This is a genomic window from Nitrosomonas sp. (assembly GCF_043753625.1).
GTDB lineage: Bacteria > Pseudomonadota > Gammaproteobacteria > Burkholderiales > Nitrosomonadaceae > Nitrosomonas.
In genome coordinates, this window is the sequence record NZ_JAYUWI010000057.1 from 1 (window position 1) to 22,749 (window position 22,749).

Genomic DNA, 22,749 nt, shown 5'->3' on the forward strand with positions numbered 1-22,749 from the left:
GCCCGAATCGCCGCCATGACGAGCCACGATTCTCGCGAAGCTCGTCCATGGCACAAACTCCATGAGTTGTGCGAACAGCGTTTTTCCAAAGTTCATAGACTATCTCCAGAAGGTTCAACTTCTGGAGATTACTCGAACCTGAATTTGAAAAATATGATTTCAAATCGGCACCAAAATATTTTCTCGGAGAGCCGCTTCAGCACTTGGCTCTATCGTTTCAGTAGCTAATTTAACCGGACACTATTGACTCAAAATAACAACTAACTCTCTAGAGAGAGAAGAAGAGGTATTCATAAAAAACCCCTCAATAGAGGGGTTTTTTATGAATACAACACTACATCACTTACATCGTTATTACTTATGCATAGCTTTTTTAAACATGCGATCAATTTTTGATTCCGTATCCATTGAACGTCTGTTTGCTTCCTCTGCAATACGTACAGCATCATTTGCTTTGGCGTTAGCAGCATCTGCTGCTGCTTTAGCGGCAGCTGCATCGGCTTTAGCTGCAGCTATATCTGCACTAACTTTATTTTGATGTTCTTCTAATTGACCTGTGGTTGCACAGCCCGTTAACCCAATAAAAGCACCTGCTATCACTGCCAGCGTTAACACACGAACTGGATGCTGGATTTTCTCTCTCATTCCGATATCTCCTCAGTAGTTTATCTATTCAAAACGCACAATCATCCGCCACTTTACTAGCCACTGATACCTGAATATCAGCAACGCACAGGGATCTTATCTGATTTTTTCTGCAAAATAAATGGATTGTATGACAAATTTACGTCTCACTCAGTCATAAAAACAACAAAAAATCCGTTAAGTAACTAATAAAATGACGTATTTAGTCTGAAAATTCAATTCAAGTAATTAACAACAAACAGCTCATATCTCAATACAGCTGTTGATTATCTGCGGCTTAGCGAATATTCACCAATATACCGGGCCTGATCCATTTACCCAGCTGATCAATCTGTTCGTTCGTTAGTGCGATACAGCCATTAGTCCAGTTGTATTCATGATGAATCTCCCGATCCCCCCTCCCGATTCCATGTATGCCTATGTGACCTCCTAACGGTGTATTCTGAGGCGGTGTCTTTCCCATACTTTTTGCTTCCAATATCGACAACCAGGTTTCTTCATTGATCCTATTTTCATCCAGCGCACGTTTTGCTGTATCGAGATTTGGATAATTCAGCCCAAAAAAACGATAATAACGGCTTCTTTCATTGACCCAACCCACTCTGAATCTCCCCAGCGGGGTTTTGTCGTCTTTTGTCATTTTGGACCAAGTTGTACCATAGCGTCCAATAGCTACATTCTTAAATACCGTTTGAATGGTATCGCCTTGCATCACCGACAGAGTATGTGCAGACGTATCTACATCAATCCATATTCCATTATCTGCCCAAACAGAATTCGGTATTACCGACAAGCTCAGCAATCCAAATAGTAAGATCACTAAATAAAGAATTAAAGAATTTTGTTTGATCACTTTCTAGACAATTAATAATTACGATAGTTAATTATGTCATAATTTAAGCATCTAGAAACTTACATAAAATGCTTATGTGCCTTGCTATTCCAGCTTGTGTTGAACAATTGGCTAATAAAAATTATGCAATCATCAATCTTGGTGATATACGCAAGGAAATTTCGTTGACATTGGTTAAGGATGCTATCCTTGGGGGTTATGTCATCGTACACGTTGGTTTCGCGCTACAGAAACCGGATCCGACGGAAGCAGAACGCACACTGGCGATGTTTTCAGAAATATCTGCTCTTGACCAAGAAAACATCTAATGACGGCGAGCAAATGATCTGTCATGAAATATATTGATGAATTTCGTACCGGTGCTTTGGCGCAGAAAATCGCTGCCAAAATCGCATCCGAAGTAAATCCGCAACGCGATTATCATTTTATGGAATTTTACGGCGGTCATACTCATGCCATTTCACGTTTCGGCATTATTGATCTGCTTCCTGACAATGTACATATGATTCATGGTCCTGGTTGTCCAGTGTGTGTTTTACCAATTGGCCGTGTAGAAAATGCTATCCGACTAGCACAAACACTTGGACTGATACTCTGCAGTTACGGCGATTACGTATACCTACCGCAAGCGGCATGAGCTTGTTGAAAGCAAAAGTACAAATGCCGATGTATTACTCGTGGTGTATATCAATCACCGCTCCCGTTGCATTCTTGATCATCATTCCGTGTGATGGAGGCTGTTCATTAATTAAGGCAAGTAGATCGTCTAGCCGGTTACGAAACCGGCACAGAGTAGTTTCGTCCGGTATCTCCTCCGACAAGGACAAACCAAAATTGTAGAAGATCAATGCAGCACATGCAGCGTTTGCTTCAATGCGGCGTCCGATAAACTATGCCACTGACCCAACAGGATCGCTTTGAACATCAACAAAGCATCAAACTTTTAACTGCCTCTATTTTAGAGTCTCATTGTGCTGACAAATTTAAGCTGCACAAAAGTCTTAAACGAAATAATGCATTTACCGGGCGATAATGGATAATGCAGTCTGGATTGAACAGAAAGATGCTATCGATTACCTGCACTTTGCTTTTTATTAATGGTGCCTATGGATACCAAACAATGTAAGCATTTGCGGGAAGCATACCTGAAAGCGACTAAGCGCACTATTCGAGCCATCGTGGTAATGGGTGGCTCTGATTTTATGGTGCAATGGTATACACCTATAAACCACATTGAGCAGGCTATCAGTTCCACCGATGAATTCTAGCGCAATATTAACGCTACGAATGATCTGGTAAAGACCCTTATCATTGACACAGTGTCGTTTACCAATCGGTGCTTTGGAGACACGTTATCGGATTAGTGGAGATCACTTTGAGCTCAATAGATTTCAAGAAAAAATAACACACATCTCTGAAACAATCGTAATCAACTCTGATTCTCTCGCACTACTTCAGAGAAAAGTGCAAAAACACGTCAAATAAACGAACAGCAAGAATCCTTGAAAAGTTATCGAGACGAAGAACTCCGTCACATGCAACTTAATCTCCAGGGTTTTGACCCCAATGACCATGCTGCACTACCATTTCGCACATCGCTTCATTACCGCTGCTCTGCCACTGTATCCCGCTTGAATGTTTTTACCAGGTTTGGATCAAATTCAGGAGGTTTCTCGGCTGGTGGAATTACACCCGGGCATTGTTTGATAATTGCCCATTGTTGTATCGCATCATACTCATTTTTTAGTTGCTCATACTCAGCTTCTTGTTCTTTGGTTCCCCCCAATGCAAATAATGCCGCCCATGATAGCGATAAATCCGCACCGAGCACCCATTTGTCTTTGGTCGGATTTTTGTCATCCATTTTGCCTGTTAATTGACTGACTCTGGTTTGAATTCGTTCAATCTCAGCCAATAACTCATTGCAATTATAAGTTTGAAATTGCCCTGGGGAAATGTAAGGCACATGATTATTCTCTGATGATGCCGCGCAACCCGATAGTAAAATTACGGCGGCAAGAAAAACAGTAGCAATTGATCTTTTCATAACACCAACTTCCTTCTTGGGTTTTTACACTGACACGCAACGTTTCCACACACCTATTTTCGTGAATTAATTGTACACCGATATTAGTACTTTCAGTCCCACATCATAAAATTGACTAAAGAAACGAATTCCTGACAATCATGCACTGTGATCTTTGAAGGTATTGGTGGATGCCATACTCAAAGATGGATCGGTGATTTGATGATATTTATACACAGGAAGTCCGCCCCAGTGAAAGCGGCAACTGACCAAGCATATTGGATACAACCTGTTGTCCCGCTGGTTTGTCAGATTGGACGCAGATGATCCGGCATGGGATCACAACACCTTTACCAAGAAAACCACTGGAACCAAACTGCATTCCAGTGGTTTTAATCTGCAAGGTAACTATTTTCGCAGTAACAGTTTGGGTATGAGTATGCTCTGTTATGCGAGATAGTTGGTACTAGGTAGGCTGCTCCTCATAAGTATGAATAGCTTTTGGATCAAGATGATTGATGGTGGCCATAATTTGGTGCGGCTCAGCCAGAGCAGGTGCCATACTCCATCGTTTCAGTGCATCGTTACCTATGCGTACCATGCCAGTGTGATTCTCTTTCACTTTATCAAGATCAATTTCGCGATCAAAAAAACCCAGTCGGAAGCGAAGTAATTCGATATCTTCCGGCGCACCGGTCAGAAACTTCCAGTTAGCTTTGATGCCATAGCGATCGGCATACTGTTTGAGGCCTTTGGGAGTATCCTGTTCCGGCTGCAAGGTGATTGAGTACATAAAGACATCGCGCCCCGCACGTTCTCCCAGCATGTTTTGCACCTGGAGCAGATTGGCCGTCGCCAACGGACAAATGCCAGCACATTGGGCATACATCATATTGATGGCGACCACTTTATCGCGAATCAAGTCGTCGTAAAATCTGACCGTTTCTCCCTCATGCGTATAGAGCGTTACGTTTGGAAACGGCGTGCTGCTCAATGTATCCCGATTGTCCCAATTAGCAGGGGTGCTCGGCATTTTGCCGCTAAGCCCTTGCCAAGCGGCATTCAGACCGATTAGTCCCAATGCGGCGACCCCCATGCCAGCTAAAATTTCTCTGCGTGTATTCATGATAGTTTCCTCTTTGTTCATGGTATGTTCCTATTGTGGCTCGATATCCCAACGTACCATCATGGCATGGTCTTCGTGGATCATATTATGGCAATGCATCACATATTTTCCTGGAAAATCCCGGAAACGCATGAATAGTCTGATGCGTTCGTTTGGCCCTAGCACGTAGACATCCTTACGGCCTCTCTCGTGGGGAGGTACGGCCACTTGAACACCATTCCTGAATCGTTGAAGAATATGCCCTTCTTCGAAGTGGATATGAATCGGATGAGACCAACCGCCGTTTGGATTGCTCAAATCCCATATTTCTGCGCTGCTCGCCTCAATGTGAGCCCCGGCAGATTTGACGTTGACTAACTTACCATTGATAGTCCACAAGCCATTCGTGCGATTAAAACTCCACGCTCTGACCGGTGCCTCAGCGATTTCATCCGCAGTGGGTCTGCGGATCGGGCGTAAGGTATTCGGTACGAGGCTGTTATCTACCGCAGCACGATTGACAACCATCTTGAGCACGCGCTCACCGGGGGCTACAACAGCACCGGGTCCACGTGTGGTCGTTTGTACCAGCCGATTGACAAGATACAGCTCCGTGTTTAGCGGATAGCGGGAGAAATCCACCACGATGTCACCACGCTCAGCTACGCCCAATCTGACTCGGGTTTGATTGCGCAACGGCGCAGGCAAGAGATTGCCGTCATTGGAAATATAATCAAACGTCTGCACGACGCCTGCGGCGTTCACCAGATAAAACTCGTAAAAGCGGGACGGACCCGCATTGAGCAGCCGCAAGCGATACTTACGTCTGGCGACATTCAGTAGCGGTTCGATCTTGCCATTCACCGTAATCTTGTCGCCAAATGTACCTTCCGGATCAATTTGATCGAATATCTGGACACCCGATGCGTCGAAACGCTTGTCCTGAAAAGCAAGCGGATAGTCGTAGGGATAGCTCGGCAACTTTAAAGCCGGACTTGGATCATTTTCGTTGCCTGTATCGAGGGCGTCGAACAACAAGTAGAAACCTGCCAGACCACGACTCGCATTGGCGGCAGTGAAATCCAGGGTATGGTCGTGGTACCACAACGTTCCCAGCGCTTCACGGCTGTCTCCGCCGACAGGGTTGCCGGGGCCTTTAGGAAACTCATCGAAACCGGCATAGATATTGGGGTAGAACTGATCCTTGAATTTTCCCGGTTTGTTAAGAGTAGGGCCGGCCTTGACCGGGCTGAAATAATCACCGGGAAAACCATCGCTCTCAGACGGCGTATGCAAATTGTGCAAATGCATACTGATCTCAGGCGTGCCGAAGCCGACATGATTTTGTGGCAATTCATTATGTAAACGCACAATGACTGGACGCCCGTAGCGCGCCACAAATGTCGGATTATAATAATCCTGACCAATTATATTCTTGCCTACGTAGTTCCAGACCGGCTGCGCAGGATAGTCTGGATGGAATACGTGACTAACCTCTTTGACCTTCAATTCATACAGATCTACTTGGTCGACCGGTCCCGCGTCCGGATCATTGTTCAGAACCGGACCGTAAAAAAATTCATTCCAACGTTGGTGATTATTGCGTCCGCATTCGTCGTAATAGTCATTCGCTTCTCCCTGCGGTATCCGATTCGGATCTGTAAAAAGATCTGCCTTTTGCATGAGATCAAACGCATTCGGTAAAGATTCTGCCCAAGGCGTGGTCGCTGGGCTCGGCCCTATCGGCGGCGGCACGACTTGTGCTTCACTTTTACTGGAAGTTAACATTACCGGTGCCGCAATAACCGCAGCGCCCGCTGTTTTAAAGAATGTGCGTCTCGATCCGCTGGGTGGGCCATCAGATAGGCTATCTTGGCTCACATCGCGCTCATTGTCCTTCATGATATTCTCCTCTATAACTACTTATTTCTAGATGATAATCACTGATAACATGCAGTCATCGCGTGATTGATTCTTATGGATAATCCTTCCAATGCTTACTACTGACCCCTATCACTCACAATCAATTAGATAGAAGTCAGTATTCCTGGTCGTTTTATAAAATAATATCCGTCACGACAAGTGCCGGAGCTGCCGTTAATTGGATCTCAAAGTCAGCTGCAAGAGTCGCATTCACGTTGGCCTGAAATATACCCGTCGCAGAATCGTAACGCACCTGCGCTGAGCCACTGAAAGCGCCATTGCCGATAAAGACAAAATCCTGATTTCCAGCAGCACCAGTGTTAGCATCAATGGCATTCAGATTGATTTTGTCGGTTCCGCTTAAGAAATCGGTAATGGTGTCTCGAACCCCGGAAGTTGATTCGCTGTTAATGTTGTAAGTAAACGTATCGGCGCCGTTGCCTCCCGTTAAATTATCGGGCCCTAATCCACCGATCAATATATCATCCCCATCACCGCCATTTAGTGTGTCCGCAGCGTCCAAACCTGACAGGATATTGTTGTTACTGTTACCCGTCAGTACATTGATTTGCGAATTACCGGTGCCATTAATAGCATCCGCGCCGGTGAGGCTAAGTCTCTCCACGTTGGCAAGTAACGAGAATGTCACTGAACTCTCCACCGTGTCGGTACCTCCGCCCGCAGCAGCTTCGGTAATAATATCGGTAGTAGTATCCACCACATACGTGTCGTTACCCGTGCCCCCGATCAGTGTATCCACACCCCCCAGACCGTTCAGCGTATCGTTACCGGCCAGACCACTGAGCCTGTTGTTGTTACCATTACCAGTGATAATATTGTTGCCAACATTGCCGGTACCATTCAGTGCAGCACCCAGGAGGGTGAGATTCTCCACGTTGTTCGCCAATGTAATTGTGATGGTACTTTCCACCTTGTCGGCGGTACCGCCGCTGGCCAGTTCAGAAATCGTGACAGCATTATTCACCACATAGGTGTCGTTACCGGTGCCTCCCAGCAGGTTATCCGCACCCCCTGCGCCATTCAACGTGTCGTCGCCAGCAAAACCGTAGAGTGTATCGACTGCGGCTGTACCCACTAAACTATCGACACCGGGGGTTCCGAGAAACGCAGACCTGTCCAAAAACTGCAAACGTTCGATGTTACGCAGCGTATCGCTGCCATCGTCGCCCCCCGCACCACCACCAGGATTAGGGTTAACGTGATCGATAAACACCGTACCGCTAGGACCGCCAGCGCTACTGCTCGTAACCATATAATCGACCCAGTTGCCTTGATACAGGGCGACGTCACCCACACTGGCTGTGGTCTTAATTTCACGGACGATACTGAGCTGATCCGGGGAATAGACGCCATTCTGCATCGCAGTCCTCAGCGCGCTGGTCATGTTTTCGTAGAATACCGGTGTGCTGACCCCATTGTCGGCTTTAATCCGAATATCCAGCCAAGCATCGCCGTCCAGAATATCATCGCCAGCCCGACCTTCGAAAGTATCACTGCCGCCACCGCCCAACAAAATATTACCGGAGCTGAATGCGTTAGCGCCACCCAGCAAAGCCTGTAGCCCAGTGATCTGGGCAATTCTGGCGGCGGCACTGTGGCCTACTTGACCAATGCCATTAGCATCATCCAGCGCGTTGTTCTGCCCTGTAATCGGGTCAATCAATTCCAATTCAAGGAAAGTTTTGTCGTCGCCACGAATGATGTCGTTGAAATTCCATCCCGATGCCGCTTCGACAAAATTATAACGATCCACAATCGGTACGAAAGGACCCGGCAAAACAAGCCTTGCCAAATCGATATCGTTAGCAGTGGTACGGCCATCGCTAATGGTCCAATCAAATCCGCTGTCCCCGTCGCTTCTGTTCTGTCCACCCAATCCGCTCATGATGTCATCACCGCCTTCACCGGTGAAATCATCAATATTATTGCCCCCGTAAAAAACATCATTCCCGCGGATGGAGTCATTCCCCAAGGGGTCGGCATTATCACCTGTAGCACCGCCGGCACCATTCTGAATCCAGTCGTTACCGGCGTTCCCCAGCATGGCTAAATTGGCATTATTGCCGAAGATGAAGTCGTTACCTGCACCCGCAAACACTTCTGAGGAATCGTTGCCAGTAGTCACAAAATCACTGCCCGCACCGGCAAGAATCAGGTTGAGACCCGGGCCGCCGTTGATCGTGTCGTGACCGTCACCACCTTTAATGTTGTCATCGCCAAAGGAATCGCTAATGATGTCATTACCAGCACCACCATTCAGCGAATCATTGCCAGCTCCTCCCTCCAGACGATCATTGCCGCCATCACCCCACAGCGTATCGTCACCGGCACCGGCACGCATTCTGTCGACACCTCCGGTGCCACCCATCACAATGTGGTCTTCGCCGTTATAACGCACCGTATTGGCACCGATTGAAGTGTCACGGATGAGCAGCGCTGTTTCATTGTAAGGCGTAGCTGTATCGTCGATGATCGGACCACCCGGATTCTGAGCACTCATCTCAAAAGTATGCGTCGGTGTCGAAAAGCTGTCAAAAGGCAAATGCTTAACATCCGGTAAATTAAGCATGATCAGCTCGGAAAACGAATTCGCTTCCAGTTCGGTAAGGAAATCGAGCCCAGCTGTACGGGATAGATAGTAGAGGCGATCAGCGTCTTGCAAGCTCTCCATCTGTGTTTCGAACACAAAGTTGAAGGTAGAACCTAATAATCCGCCAAACGGCGCTTGATTCTCAGCCAAGCCGCCAATCCAGAAGTCGACATCGTCCAGCCCGGTAATAACCTCTCCCAACAGCGTGTTCGCCCAATCGCCGGTACTGTTCATAAAATCATCGCGATCGGCAGATGCTCCCAACCCACCGTTTACCAGTAATTCTGCTGCTGCGCGCTTATCAGCCAGCGTTGTTGCGGCAAGGATACTAGGATGTGTGCCGTAGGCTGCAACAAAATTGGTCAGCGACTCGGGATGCCTGATGTTCGCCCCAAAGTCGGCCCAGCTCTCATAAGGCTGTAATGCACTGTTTTGCCCGGTATCTTCGTAGAACATGCGGCGCGCATCATTCAATCCAGGGATGCCAGTATCCCGGCCACGGGCGATGTTGATCGCAGCCAGATCCAGTGGCAAGCCCACTAGATTATTGCGCAAGGCTCCCGTGACAAACTCGTCAAGCTCGTTGCCGACTTGTGCCGTCATACCGTTCACCACTGCAGCAGCAGCTTCGGTATTGTTGTTATAGGCATCAATGCCTTCACCTCGGAATGCCACCGGATTCAGAAATGCTTCAATCAAACCGATGTCATTGGCTGAGCCATCCGCATTGGTTCTAGCTACTGTTTCTGTCAGCATTGAATGACCGAAGCGATAAACCACGTGGGCAAACTCGGCCATGATGGCAGGATTGATCGAACTGTCATAGCCGATAAAGGCATCTACATTTGGCTGCACTTTGCGCGCAAACTCTTCGAACACTAAGTGCTGATATTGCATTTCAGTGGCAAAGCGAGCTGCTTGGAATAAGCGTTCACCGTTCCATGAACCATCCGGCAGCTTCCATTGTGTAATCAGTGCAGTATCCCCAGCGGTGATCGCATCGTCAATCATGACTTTGACAAATTCGACAGAGCGATTGTGCTCAGCATGAAACACTGTGTGCACCGTGGTCAGACCGATATTTTCGTTACCACGGCCATCGCCGGTAATGAAGTGTGCATCGAGCAACTCATCATCATAAATATTTGTGGTCAACGTGGAATCTGACAGTCCAATGGCACTGTCATCGTCAGCAAATTTCATGGTTCCATTAGAATTACGAGGCGCTGCTGTGTGGGCGATATCATCCAAGAAGGCATGGCCAGTGCGAACGACATCAATCGGAACATCGATACCCAGTCCGCTGTTCTCTAACGGATTGCCTTCGACCAGACCGCTGGCTGTCACGATTTGTGCAAAACCATTAGCACCTGGAATAAATTTGCCATAAGTGTCGGTCGCGAGCAGCGGCAAATTAGTCAAATCGGTATCGGTCAAGTTGATACCGAGCATGCTATGCGCCTGTGCCTTGATGTCCGCCCAGGTAGCCAGTCCGTCACCCGTAGCACTACCTTCCAGCAACTTGCCGGTTGCAACCGTTTGACCCGTTGTCAGGTTGGTTTCATATTCACGCAGGAAGACCTGGTGAGAAGGATGCGAAGTATAGGTCTGATTCTGATCGACAAAAGGGGTAGTTTGATTGACGTGATTGCGGTCATCATCGGTAGTTCCCATTATCCCATCTAGACCTGGGCCATTGGTCGCCCGTGTCACCGCCATGAACCGTAGATTCGATGGCAAGTCATCGAGACCCTCATTAATAAAGGTAGCGGGATCGTCGCCGAAAAAGGCTTCTGCGCCGGAACTATCATCAAGACTCTCGTCAAAACCGACTGTACCGAGATCATCACCGAAAAAGGCCTCTGCGCCGGGACTATCATCCAGGCTCTCGTCAATAAATGTCAGGGGGTCATCGCCGAGGATGCCGTCTGGCCCGGGAATCAGCGGATCATCAGCCTCCAGTGGTATGAATACCGTACCGCTCTGGCCCTTGTTCACCAGATCCAGCCCGTGATCGAAGAACTGTCCAAACAACGTAAACCATGAATTGTAAGGAGCAGACAGCCCCACATCGGGGGTTGCATTCGGGATGAAGAAGGTGCCCTTCCCATCCACATTAGAAACTGATCCATTGGTTTGAGCTGCAGCGGCTACTGCAGCCGGATTATCGTCGGTCTGATCAACGATCAGGTTACTCACCGTACGAGGCTTTGAGTCGAATACAAAACCGCTTGTCTGCAAGTAAGACGTAGGATCGCCCACAGTTAGGGGGCCCGGTCCATCCAAATCGAATGTAACTGGTCCAGCAGGTAGAAAATTGGGGGTCAATAAACGCGGGAAAAGCTGATCGGCTGCTCCATACAAGCTTTGTCCCGGAAATAAATTATTATACGATCCATTAACGTTACGTAAACCTTCCGGCAGCAAAGGACTACTGACAAGGGTCGGCAATACATCGAGTGTGCCTCCTTGCTGCGCTGCGGAATCGCCCTCGGCGATAAGAATTTGCTGAAATAGAAAATCTAGATCAGTTCTGCTGAAATTTGCCATTTTATTTTCCTCACTTAAATTATATTTCCAGAAGGATATATCGCAGTTCTAATATGCATCCTTTTGAAATAAAAGTATTTTATTTGATCCCAATTTTCAATTCTAAGCTATGCACTTTCTACAGTGCGTAGACTCACTACAATAAATCTATTAGACGACACTCTCTTTAATCACTTACCACTTCCGGGCTTAACTCCTCTCTGCTGGGAACGGCGCACTTTAATACGCTGTGCGGCCTTTACACTTGGGCAACGTTATTACTTCCTATCAACCGGATAAAATGCTACACGGTCAGATAAGCATCACTGATACTCTAGAGACAGGCCTATTAGCCATTGGGAAAAAGGGCAACACAAACAGTTTCAAACGAAAAACTGATGAATCAACCGGAGAAATTCAGAACAACCAAGCCACTTACTACTTGTAACCTAAATAATACAAATTGTTTTTATTCTTAAAGGCCTAGATACCTGTTTCTTATTGTTCTGAAATCCTTAACTACTCTTCTTCTTTTTGGCATTAGTAGATTACTTCAGTAAGCACCTGTTAAGTAAGGGACAAATGGAGTCATTTTACTAGGACACATATCCTAGTAATGTCCTTGTTTACATAAGAATATTCTTATGTACTGAGCGCCAATTCACTTATCTTCTGCCATAAAAACTGGCTATTATACACCGAGTTCTCGCGCAGAATTCCCGCGATTCAACTGTGAGAAAAACTGCTAAAAAGGAGCCTGCACAGAGAATGGCCGCCAAAAATGGACGCTCCAAACAAGGCAAAGAGCGCACCAATCCTCTGATTTATATTGAACAGCGAGGGTTATCCAGTTGGTTCGATAGTCTAAAAATTACACTTTGGTGTAGCGGGACAGAATTCTAATTCTTTCAATATTTGCGGCGGTCTCGGTACGCACTCGTGGCAGCCGAATCGCCATTCCCCTAACCAAGTTGCACAGTGAGCGCGGAACCAATCTGTATAATGTTATGGATTTCGCCTATGATGTACTGCAGATTCACAACATGAATCGGCAACTCGGGTAGATTCCGTTGATTAACATTTGAGGGATAAATTTGGTGGTGTACGTTCCCATGCTAAGGTCATGTGTCATTTGATGCTTGGCATTACGACCTTGACCGCCAACCAGATGCTTACTCAACCAATCATTGAATACAGCTCGGCGGTTCGCCTAAACACATTCACCTTTTGTGCGGCTGAAAGAAAATGAATTTTGTTTGAATTATCGCCATGATAATCTCTGTTATGCAATACTTGGATTACCTTTACCCGCCAACACCTACGACTCTTAGAAATAACAAACAATGGTTAAATTAGAAGAACAAGCGATTGAATTAGCAAGTGAGCACGACACACAGACTGAACCGCTCAGAACTGTCCGAGTAAACAACTGCAACATCACTTTGCTGGGAACCGCGCACGTTTCAAAAGCCAGTGCTGATAAAGTTCAGGAACTGATTGCCACAGGAAAGTATGATGCCGTGGCTGTTGAATTATGCCCGAGCCGCCATAGAGTTATCGTTAACCCCGATGCCATGGCCCAAATGGATTTATTCCAAGTGATCAAGAATGGCCAGGCCAGTATGGTCGCTGCCAGTCTTGCGTTAGGCGCTTTTCAGCAGCGCATGGCAGAACAGTTTAATATCGAGCCCGGCGCCGAAATGCGCGTGGCAATTAAAGATGCGCAAGCCGCCAAATTACCGGTTCTGCTGATAGATCGAGAAATTGGCACGACACTGAAACGGATTTACCGCAATGTTCCCTGGTGGAAGCGTTTTACTTTATTTGCCGGTCTGATAGAAAGTGTGATCAGCAAAGAAAAATTCAGTGCTGAAGAAATCGAAAAACTCAAAGAAGGCGACGTACTCGAAAGTTCTTTTGCACAGTTTGCTGAAAATGAAAAAGACTTATTCCGGCCACTAATCAGTGAGCGCGACGAATACATGTCAGCGCGCCTTATCAAAGAATGCAGTGAAAATGACTACCAGCATATCCTGGCAGTGATTGGTGCCGGACACTTGAATGGCATGGTGCAACAACTTGAGACTCAGAGCATTACCAATCCAGAGGAAAGAATTGCACAACTCGATACCATTCCGGCATCCTCTCAATGGCTCAAATTTATCCCTTGGATAATTGTTACGCTTATTCTGTCAGGCTTCGTCATCGGCTTTACCCGCAGCCCGGAAATAGGTACCGCCATGGTCGTTGACTGGATAGTGATTAACGGCGGGCTTTCCGCATTGGGTGCAGCGATTGCTTTTGCTCATCCACTTTCTATTCTGACCGCTTTTCTGGCTGCCCCGCTGACTTCTTTAAATCCCACTATTGGCGCCGGCATGGTCGTCGCTGCCGTTGAAGCGTATTTACGCAAACCTAAGGTCAGTGATTTTAATCGGCTCAGAACGGATACAACCACTTTGAAAGGTTGGTGGAATAATCAAGTAACACGCATCTTGCTAATCTTTATCCTTTCTACGCTGGGTTCAGCAATTGGTACTTATGTAGCTGGATTTAGAATACTTGAACAACTCAGTAGTAGTTAAATAGATATGTTCGACTACTTCGAACGCCTGATAAACCCTTACCCCCCGGAACATCCGGTTGAACCACCCAAGGGGTTGTATCAATTCTGCCGCCATTATATCCGTGGCATTGAGTTTTATCTGATTTTACTGGCACTATTGACCACCTGCCTGGCGATCAGCGAAGCCATGTTGTATGGCGTGCTTGGACAAATGGTCGATTGGTTGGCGGAAAAAGAAACCACGCATTTTCTGGAAGATGAATGGCCGACTTTATTGGCCATGTCCGTATTTGTTTTAATAGTGATTCCGCTTCTGGTGCTGCTGCATTCATTAGTGATCCACCAGACACTCATGGGTAATTTCCCTATGCGTGTCCGGTGGTTGTCACATCGATATTTACTTAATCAAAGTTACGCATTCTTTCAGCACGAATTCAGTGGCCGGATTGCCACCAAAGTCTTGCAAACCGCGCTGTCAGTGCGGGAAGCAGTCATGAAACTGCTGGATGTCATACTTTTCGTAACCGTTTACCTCACGACAACGTTACTGTTAGTGTTCCATGCAGATCCACGCTTATGTTTGCCGTTACTGGCTTGGTTATTCCTATACATCGGCATTCTGTCGCATATTGTCCCGCAATTAAAACGCATCTCCACCTTGCAAGCCGACGCACGCTCTCTCATGACCGGGCGTATTGTCGACAGTTATTCCAACATCCTGACCCTCAAGCTGTTTTCTCAGAGCCAGCGGGAATCCGCTTATGCCAAAGCGGGCATGGAAGAATTCATGGCCACGGTATACCCGCAAATGCGCCTATCGACGCAACTCAATGCGAGGGTTTGGATTATCAACATGCTGCTGGTATTCGTAACAGGGGGACTGGGTATCCATTTATGGTTACAAGGCGCCATCGGCCCAGGAGCTATTGCAATTGTCATGAGTTTGGCCATCCGGCTGACCGGCATGTCACATTGGGTCATGTGGGAAGTCAACGCACTGTTTGAAAATATCGGTACGGTACAAGACGGCATCAACACACTATCCAAACCCCAACATGTCACCGATGTACCGGATGCAAAGGAACTACAAGTTCATCAAGGCATGATTGATTTTAATCAAGTCTGTTTTTCCTATCACCCCGATCAGCACGATTCTCATCGTATCTTTGATGATCTCAATCTCCACATTGCAGCTGGCGAAAAAGTCGGCATCGTTGGCCGCTCAGGCGCAGGCAAATCGACATTCGTTAACCTGTTATTGCGCTTTTACGATGTGCAACAAGGCAATATCACCATCGACGGACAAGCTATTCACACAGTCACTCAAGATAGTCTGCGTGCCAGCATCGCCATGGTGACACAGGATACTTCGTTATTACATCGCTCGGTGCGTGACAATATTCTGTTCGGAAAACCCGATGCCGACGATGCGCAAATGATCGCAGTGGCCAAACAGGCCCAAGCGCATGAATTTATCCAGACATTGCGGGATATCAAAGGCCGGACCGGCTATGATGCGCATGTAGGCGAGCGCGGCGTCACGCTTTCCGGCGGGCAACGGCAACGCATCGCCATTGCCCGTGTGCTATTAAAGAATGCGCCCATTCTGGTATTGGATGAAGCGACATCGGCACTGGATTCCGAGGTGGAAGCCAGCATTCAACAAAGCCTGTATCAACTGATGGAAGGCAAAACGGTAATCGCCATCGCACATCGCCTATCCACCATCGCGGCGATGGACCGGCTCATCGTATTTGACAAAGGTCATATCGTAGAACAAGGCAGTCACGCCAAACTCATCGCCAGTAATCAGCTCTACGCACAGTTATGGAATCACCAGTCGGGTGGATTTTTAGCCGATTTCTAACTCCGCAACGGCAACACGGACTGCATTTCAACAGCCTGTTACTGACTATCAGTCAAAATCCAAAACTGAATAATATTCTTCTGTTTATTCTGATTTATCAAGGTAGCACACCCAGTTTACAATTCCGGATATTCAATTACCCCCCATATTCCTCGATCAACACTGATGAACGCCATTTCGAGTCGACAAATAGCGCGTCTAATTAGCGCGTTTCTGCGGTTTCTTCTTTTATATATAGTCACAATTTCTGTATTCGCCAACCCGAGTGTGCCGTTAAAGCAGGGTCTCATGGATATGCCGCTGGAAGAGCTAATGCAAACAAAAATATCCACCGTTTCGCGCAAACAGCAAACCATAAATGAGACCGCTGCCGCCGTGTTCGTTATTTCCCAGGAGGATATCCGTCGCTCCAGCGCCAACAGTATTCCTGAATTATTGCGTATGGCGCCCGGCATATTCGTAGCGCGCATTGATGGCAACAAATGGTCAGTCACTTCACGCGGCGATAGTGGACGTTTCGCGGACGATCTCTTGGTAATGGTCGACGGCCGCTCCGTTTTCTCTCCTCTATTTGCAGGCACCTTTTGGGAAACGCTGGATATGCCTTTGGAGGATATTGAACGCATCGAAGTCATCCGCGGCCCCAGTGGAACTATTTGGGGTGCCAACGCGGCCAATGGCGCCATCCATATCATAACCAAGCGCGCCAAAGACACTCAAGGAAGCTTGGCAACCCTCGGTGGCGGGACAGAAGAAAGAGGGTTTGCTACCTTGCGTCATGGTGGCAAAATTGGAGAAAACCTGCATTTCCGTATCTTTAGCAAAAGATTTTCTCGCGACAACAGCTATAACCCAGGCGGAACAAACGATAGCACGCGTATGGGCACAGCCGGTTTTCGTGCTGATTGGGATATTAACGCGAATAATGCTGTGATGTTTCAAGGCCAGTATCACGGTGGCAAAGCGGGTCAAAACACGACTTTTGTCAGTCCTCTGGCACCGGACGTGGCAACTACCCGCATCGAAGATGCCAATATGACCGGCGGCAATGCATTAATTCGCTGGAATCGCACAACCGGCGAGCGATCCGGCAGTGTATTACAAGCCTATTACGATTATACAAAACGCGATGAATTGTCTTTCCGGGAATCCCGCCAGACGGTTGATGTGGATTTTCAACATCGTTTCCCATTAACCATACCTTTTAGCCCGGATATCGTATGGGGAGGGGGATATCGTTGGACGGGCGATCAAACAGGCATCAACTTGCCGATTTCCTTCGATCCCGCACGGCGCGAGATACAAACCGGAAATGTATTTGCCCAGAGTGATCTGCGGTTGATACTGACCTAGATTCAATACATAAAATGCAATAATGTCTCCATAATTTCTTAAAATATATGGAACATTCCATCACTTAAACATTCAACTCATTTAATCAATCGAGGCACTTCAATATGAAACAGCACATAAAACAGTTACTTTTCTCGGCTTGCACATTCTTTCTGCTCTGCAATACACATTCTGCTCTCGCCGATACTGCAAGTGATACCGAGAAATTGCTCAACTGGGCTGAAAAGACTTACCCGGCGATCTTCCCTAGCCACCAGGCTACGCAAAACATCGAGCCTTGGTTATACCGGTACTATCCAGAGTTTGGTATTTATGCCGGTGTCAACAAAAGCGACAATAGTGTTTATGTGCTGGGGGGCCCTTGGGGAAATAATCCGACAGTGATTAATACGCTTGCAAGTTTAATCAATGAAATCGATAATTCTGGCGGGAGTGGCGGCATCGCTGCTTGCGATACCGCAAATATCCTCACCGGAGTTACTTATAGCCAGAGCGGCAATGTCGTAACAGTCACCACAAATGGACACTGTGCCGCTGCCCCTGATCTAACTAAAACCAATCTTTGTCAGGTACCGAAACAAACAACTGCAAGTGGTATTTCCTTGCTTGGCAGCAATACGATTACTTCATCAAGCATAGTAGGCTTATCAACCAGTATTCCAGGATTACCCAATCCGTTTCAAGCTATTGTCGATGCAGCAGCAAACGTTAAACACTGCACGATGAATGCGCCGGCTGGAACTGCCAACTTGGTTGTCAATTCCGATCTTTGTCTCGATATTACAGCAGCCATAACCGACGCAATAGGAGCTTTACCCATTGATGGAATAGTGATAACACCACCGGTGAATTATTTCACAAAAGGCACCTATACAAGTCAGAGCGTGCCCGATTGCTTTGCGACGGACGCCACGACGATTAGTGATGCCTTGACAGGAGAAGTCTGGATCAACCAAGAAGGTAGTTTTGTTAAGGTGGGTGGTTAAAGCTCATTCGCATTGAAAGCTTTTCTTTAGAAGAAAAGCTTTCTGTGTGGCGAGGCTGTTGAAGAGAACCATCTGCGCTGTAAAAAGGTTCAGAATGCTGATTTATCATGCATAAACTGTACTACTTCACCTTTTTTCCTCGCACCGGTACCACGAAACGTTTTGAATAATCTGGCTAGATCATGTTGATGCGGAGAACTGATTCAGTGCAGCCATCAGGCGGATAAAACGCGGTTCACCGGGTGACAATTCGTTTGCAGCGAGAAGACTACTACGCGCTTCTTGAGTCAGCTCTGGCGTTGGTCTTTTTTTTTGAATATACGTAATAATCACGTAGGCTAAGTTGAGTAACACACGCATGTTTGCCGGCATGGCTGCGTAAGCATCCCGCATGGCGTTGACCGCCTCTTCATACTGTCCCTTACTGACGAGCAATACACCACGATTCATAATCAGCATGGCTTCCTGGCGTATCGTCTCAATTAATTTACTGCCTTCTTCGCCCATGCCAGCTTGATCAAATATTTCTGCGACATCTTGAAGCAAGGCAGTATTCTCCGGATTATTCTTAATCTCCCGCTGCAATAATTTGATGGCTTTGTCCTTATCGTCCGTAACCATCAGTAGACGGGCTATTTCCAGTGATCCCTCACTATCTGGATGAATAGCATCCTGATCAATCAACTGGATGATCTCAGTGGCGATCTGTTTAGTCTTCTCGGCATTATCGCTTTGATGATAAATCATTCCTTCCACTGCCAACACTTTTAGGCGCATTTCATCCGTAGCGAAACTCTTATTGAGCTGACCCAGCACTTTAATTGCTTCATCAGGCTTTTTACTGGTGCTGCATGCTTTGGCAAGGCCAAAATAGGCATCTGCTGTTTTTAGTACGGAATCTTCCCCTAACGATATACTCTTGCGGAAAGCCCGTTCAGCATTCTCCAGTTTGCCGATTTTCATCGCCACGACGCCAAGATTTTTCTGTCGCAATACCGAGTTTGGCGATAGCTTTACTGCGCGCTCTAGTACATTGTTCGCTTCTTCGAGATTGCCCATAGCTTGCAACGTTTGCGCGAGCAAATCATGCGCCTCAAGGAATGCGGGATTTGTTTCAGCAGTTTCCTCGAGCAATGTTTTAGCTGCTACAAAATCATTTTTCTTTAGCAGAATTTTAGCTAACGCCGCTTTCGCCCAAGGCAGATCGCGCTCAGTCAAAATTTTTTCCAGTACTTTTTTGGCACGATCATATTCGCCAGTAATCAATAACAAATTGCACTTAGTCCTGAGCAAATCAGCCGCATTAGCCTTATCGGAAGTTAAACGTTGATCGCACAAACTTATGGCTTTAGAATAATCCAGTTGCATCATCGCCTGGTGAATCTCTGCAAATGCTTTCTTTTTTCCCCAAATTTTGGCTAAGCGCAAACGCAGATTCATTTCGGTAACCGGTTTCAGCAAATAGGCATCGGGTTGATATTCTGCGGGCACCTGTCACTGCTTCCGGAGATTTTTCTGCCGAGATCATGACCCACAGACAAGAAGACCCAACAAGCGACAAATGCTTGGCTTCCTCAAGTACTTGTTGTCCATTCTTCCCGGATCCCAAATCGAGATCGCACAGCACGATGTCAAATTGCGTTTTTTTGATTAAAGAAATGGCTTCGCTTCCGCTTGCTGCCATAGATATTTTCTTCACATCAGCACCACAGCTACGCAAGATATCGCGAAAAATGCTGCGCATTTCTTGATAATCATCGATTATCAAGACAGTCATATCTGAGAAATCCATGTCAGCTGTTAAAGAATTAAACTCACTAGTATTCATAATTTCAATAAATAGCCATTAATTACGGAAGACGTAACACAAAACAAGCGCCTCTGAGTGAGCCACCATTCTCCAGCTTTAGTTCGCCTAAACAGCCTTGATTGTGATGCATGCGTGTCACCATCGCCGAAAAATAGAAACCTAACCCTGTGCTACCGCCCTGAAAATCAACACCGCGCGCGCAATTATCACTTTCCTGTAGAATTTGACTCGAATAGCCATTCCCGTTGTCTTCAATCCGCAGCACCAGTTTTCCTTTATTCTCCTCGGCGATTATATGGATACGGTCACGCGTGTAACGCATGGCATTACTTAACGCATTACCAATCACGCCACTGATTAAGTCTTCATCGAAATACCAATATAATTCGGGATTAACACGAACTTCCAGGTTAATCGCACGAAATCTAAGTAACTCCCCATATTGCGCAACCATCACATGCAAAAAATCATCCAGGCAAATGGATTGTAGATCAAAGGGATAAATTTTCTGACCCAGCTTATAGAGTGTCAGCAATTGAATCAGGTTGTTGTTAATACGTTTTGCTTCATGATTCATCTGCATCAATTCAGCATGCGTAGAAAGTTGGGTCGCTTCAGCTGACGCAAGCGCCTTTTCCAGACCACCAATCAACATACTTATTGAATTCTTCATATTATGTGCGGAAGAAACCAGAAAGTTTGTCATGTTGTGCACAGAGGGGATACTGCCGACGCTATTTTCCTTCATGTCAAACGTGTCCGTGTCATTTGATTTTCCGCACAAGATATGCGCCTTCATCATTTACCAATGGCAGTCTAACGGCATAACACCTTGAAGCTGTAACGCTATTTCTTGATCGTCAGGTTCTACTCCCCAAGATCACTTGACGCTGTTTGAGATCGTTCAATATTTCTATACCGCCCTGGATAACGATATTGGGTTGCGGGTGATTCAGTTCTGTGGCCATTTGTTGCAGCAAAACTCGCCCGGATTGGTTGTCATTCTCCAAAATCAGCTGCATTAGCCGCGCCGTCACTGGATTGATCTCGATAAAATGCACATCGAAATTGGCATCGCGATAAACAATCAAGTGCGTTTGCGTCTCACCGGCTTCCTTAGGCCGAAAAGCCGGACCAATTCTATGAACGGGAAAGCGATAACTCAGTGACCAGGCAAGGGGAGAAACAACAGGTATCCCATCCAGTAAATCGCCACGCGTATCTATTTTTGTTTCGTCAATTTTCTCATCTGATAAAGAAAGCACTAACTCAACCCACTCATAGTGAGCAAGTTCCAGTATGAAAGGCGGGTCATCAGAATGCGGGTTGCGCTCCTGTTCCAGATACTTTAGAAACTCGCGCGGCATTTCCGGAAACAAAGGAGTATGCGACAGGTGATTAGCAAAATAATCACGGATCATGGCATGCCAGCATTCATCCGGTGTAATTTGACGTAATACCGGATAAGTATTGGCCATAAAATCTTCCACGTTGTTATAAAACAACTCGCGGTAGATTTTCATGCGCCGTTCTTCGATCGCTTTAGGACAAGGATTTTTTTCCGGATTCCGGATATGTGCCGCAAAAGCATATTGCTGCCGCACAAAATCGGGACGATCAGCCGTGTTGTATGTGACCACTGCTTCGATCCAACCCTTTCGACTGTAATGAACGAATGATTTCCACTTCTCCCAGCAGCTCTGCCAGCGGTGGAAGATTAAAATCTCGCTCCAGCAACGTGGGAATAACACCAAAATGTTGATAGGCTTTTCCGAGTAATTGCCAGACTGGATCAGTTACATCAGCGCCATGCGTATCCACAATCAGATCTTCTGCTTCTTGGTAATGCCCTGCAACATGAATATAACAAATACGCTCGGCTGGGAGTTGCCGGAGGAATGTCTCTGCATCGTATCGATGGTTAATGCTGTTCACATAAATATTATTGACGTCCAACAGCAAATCACAATCCGCTTCCTGCAACACGGCTTTGATAAAATCAATTTCTTCCATTTTCTTGCCAGGTACCGCATAGTAGGAAACATTTTCCATTGCAATGCGTTGTTCCAGGATATCCTGGACACGCCGGATACGATCCGCGACATAATGCACCGCTTCTTCCGTAAAGGGGATTGGAAGCAAGTCGTACAGATGACCGTCGTCACTGCAATAACTCAGGTGTTCACTGTAATACCGGATGTGGTGCACTTTCAGGAAACGCTTCAGCCGTTGTAGAAAAGCTTCGTCCAATGGCGACGGTCCGCCGATTGAAAGTGATAATCCATGACAGATAAAAGGAAATTTCTCAGTCAGCTCACAAAAAATTTTTCCGTGGCGTCCGCCCACGCCAATCCAATTCTCCGGTGCAACTTCCCAGAAATTAACCGGATGCGTGGCTTGATCCGCAACCGAACTCATTAATGAGCGCCGCAGACCAAGACCAGCGCCATGAACAGGATAATGGTTACTGCTCAT

21 protein-coding genes are annotated in these 22,749 nt (G+C 46.7%); 8 read left to right on the forward strand and 13 right to left on the reverse strand.

Translation table 11 applies throughout. From position 1 onward, the window contains the following. The 3 genes from ACH10T_RS05560 to ACH10T_RS05570 all read right to left on the reverse strand — a co-directional run. A partial coding sequence (locus tag ACH10T_RS05560; RefSeq protein WP_394808366.1) for a DUF4372 domain-containing protein occupies positions 1–96 on the reverse strand: 96 nt, incomplete at its 3' end. A gap of 258 nt (positions 97–354) precedes the next feature. Then, positions 355–645: an Lpp/OprI family alanine-zipper lipoprotein gene (locus tag ACH10T_RS05565; RefSeq protein WP_394808327.1), complete on the reverse strand. Its 291-nt coding sequence runs from the start codon at positions 643–645 to the stop codon at positions 355–357. 277 nt (positions 646–922) lie between these two features. After that, positions 923–1,438, reverse strand: a complete 516-nt coding sequence (locus tag ACH10T_RS05570; RefSeq protein WP_394808328.1) for a L,D-transpeptidase family protein — start codon at positions 1,436–1,438, stop codon at positions 923–925. 128 nt (positions 1,439–1,566) lie between these two features. Between ACH10T_RS05570 and ACH10T_RS05575 the strand changes: the two genes are divergently transcribed. After that, positions 1,567–1,806: a HypC/HybG/HupF family hydrogenase formation chaperone gene (locus ACH10T_RS05575; protein ID WP_394808329.1), complete on the forward strand. Its 240-nt coding sequence runs from the start codon at positions 1,567–1,569 to the stop codon at positions 1,804–1,806. 23 nt (positions 1,807–1,829) lie between these two features. After that, entirely contained in the window at positions 1,830–2,135 is a 306-nt protein-coding gene (locus ACH10T_RS05580; protein ID WP_394808330.1) for a hypothetical protein, read from the forward strand. Positions 2,136–2,169: 34 nt separating this feature from the next. On the opposite strand, the gene ACH10T_RS05585 is transcribed toward ACH10T_RS05580, so the two are convergent. After that, complete coding sequence (locus ACH10T_RS05585; protein WP_394808331.1) at positions 2,170–2,346, reverse strand: transposase; 177 nt, start codon at positions 2,344–2,346, stop codon at positions 2,170–2,172. 258 nt (positions 2,347–2,604) lie between these two features. Here ACH10T_RS05585 and ACH10T_RS05590 point away from each other — a divergent pair, with 258 nt between their 5' ends. Beyond that, positions 2,605–2,766, forward strand: coding sequence for a hypothetical protein (locus ACH10T_RS05590; RefSeq protein ID WP_394808332.1), 162 nt, complete (start codon positions 2,605–2,607; stop codon positions 2,764–2,766). 335 nt (positions 2,767–3,101) lie between these two features. Here ACH10T_RS05590 and ACH10T_RS05595 read toward each other — a convergent pair whose 3' ends face one another. Beyond that, on the reverse strand, positions 3,102–3,545 hold the full coding sequence (locus tag ACH10T_RS05595; protein WP_394808333.1) for a hypothetical protein: 444 nt from the start codon (positions 3,543–3,545) through the stop codon (positions 3,102–3,104). Between the two features lie 244 nt (positions 3,546–3,789). Between ACH10T_RS05595 and ACH10T_RS05600 the strand changes: the two genes are divergently transcribed. Continuing rightward, entirely contained in the window at positions 3,790–3,984 is a 195-nt protein-coding gene (locus ACH10T_RS05600; protein WP_394808367.1) for a hypothetical protein, read from the forward strand. Positions 3,985–3,990: 6 nt separating this feature from the next. Here the strand turns inward: ACH10T_RS05600 and ACH10T_RS05605 are convergent, their stop codons facing one another. From ACH10T_RS05605 to ACH10T_RS05615, 3 genes are all read right to left on the reverse strand, one after another. Beyond that, the gene (locus ACH10T_RS05605; RefSeq protein WP_394808334.1) at positions 3,991–4,650 is read right to left on the reverse strand and encodes an SCO family protein; all 660 of its coding nucleotides are present in this window, start codon (positions 4,648–4,650) and stop codon (positions 3,991–3,993) included. Positions 4,651–4,680: 30 nt separating this feature from the next. Next, positions 4,681–6,531 (reverse strand): multicopper oxidase domain-containing protein, encoded by a 1,851-nt coding sequence (locus ACH10T_RS05610; protein WP_394808335.1) that lies wholly within the window; start codon positions 6,529–6,531, stop codon positions 4,681–4,683. 154 nt (positions 6,532–6,685) lie between these two features. Continuing rightward, positions 6,686–11,713, reverse strand: a complete 5,028-nt coding sequence (locus ACH10T_RS05615; RefSeq protein ID WP_394808336.1) for a peroxidase family protein — start codon at positions 11,711–11,713, stop codon at positions 6,686–6,688. 1,322 nt (positions 11,714–13,035) lie between these two features. On the opposite strand from ACH10T_RS05615, the gene ACH10T_RS05620 reads away from it, so the two are divergent. The 4 genes from ACH10T_RS05620 to ACH10T_RS05635 all read left to right on the forward strand — a co-directional run bounded on the left by ACH10T_RS05620 (position 13,036) and on the right by ACH10T_RS05635 (position 18,464). Further along, positions 13,036–14,277 carry a TraB/GumN family protein gene (locus tag ACH10T_RS05620; RefSeq protein WP_394808337.1) on the forward strand — a complete coding sequence of 414 codons (1,242 nt, stop codon included), beginning with the start codon at positions 13,036–13,038 and terminating at the stop codon, positions 14,275–14,277. A gap of 6 nt (positions 14,278–14,283) precedes the next feature. Further along, complete coding sequence (locus ACH10T_RS05625; protein WP_394808338.1) at positions 14,284–16,125, forward strand: ABC transporter ATP-binding protein; 1,842 nt, start codon at positions 14,284–14,286, stop codon at positions 16,123–16,125. Positions 16,126–16,413: 288 nt separating this feature from the next. Next, a complete protein-coding gene (locus tag ACH10T_RS05630) occupies positions 16,414–17,478 on the forward strand; it encodes a TonB-dependent receptor plug domain-containing protein (protein ID WP_394808339.1) in 1,065 nt (354 codons plus the stop codon). A 104-nt stretch (positions 17,479–17,582) separates the two neighbouring features. Further along, positions 17,583–18,464: a hypothetical protein gene (locus ACH10T_RS05635; protein WP_394808340.1), complete on the forward strand. Its 882-nt coding sequence runs from the start codon at positions 17,583–17,585 to the stop codon at positions 18,462–18,464. 180 nt (positions 18,465–18,644) lie between these two features. On the opposite strand, the gene ACH10T_RS05640 is transcribed toward ACH10T_RS05635, so the two are convergent. The 5 genes from ACH10T_RS05640 to ACH10T_RS05660 all read right to left on the reverse strand — a co-directional run bounded on the left by ACH10T_RS05640 (position 18,645) and on the right by ACH10T_RS05660 (position 22,749). Further along, positions 18,645–19,904 (reverse strand): tetratricopeptide repeat protein, encoded by a 1,260-nt coding sequence (locus ACH10T_RS05640; RefSeq protein ID WP_394808368.1) that lies wholly within the window; start codon positions 19,902–19,904, stop codon positions 18,645–18,647. Then, positions 19,813–20,241, reverse strand: coding sequence for a response regulator (locus ACH10T_RS05645; protein ID WP_394808341.1), 429 nt, complete (start codon positions 20,239–20,241; stop codon positions 19,813–19,815). The genes ACH10T_RS05640 and ACH10T_RS05645 overlap by 92 nt, the downstream gene beginning before the upstream one ends. A gap of 73 nt (positions 20,242–20,314) precedes the next feature. Beyond that, positions 20,315–21,022, reverse strand: coding sequence for a sensor histidine kinase (locus tag ACH10T_RS05650; RefSeq protein ID WP_394808342.1), 708 nt, complete (start codon positions 21,020–21,022; stop codon positions 20,315–20,317). Positions 21,023–21,134: 112 nt separating this feature from the next. Continuing rightward, positions 21,135–21,914, reverse strand: coding sequence for a DUF2063 domain-containing protein (locus ACH10T_RS05655; RefSeq protein ID WP_394808343.1), 780 nt, complete (start codon positions 21,912–21,914; stop codon positions 21,135–21,137). Continuing rightward, positions 21,892–22,749 carry a DUF692 domain-containing protein gene (locus tag ACH10T_RS05660; protein WP_394808344.1) on the reverse strand — a complete coding sequence of 286 codons (858 nt, stop codon included), beginning with the start codon at positions 22,747–22,749 and terminating at the stop codon, positions 21,892–21,894. The genes ACH10T_RS05655 and ACH10T_RS05660 overlap by 23 nt, the downstream gene beginning before the upstream one ends.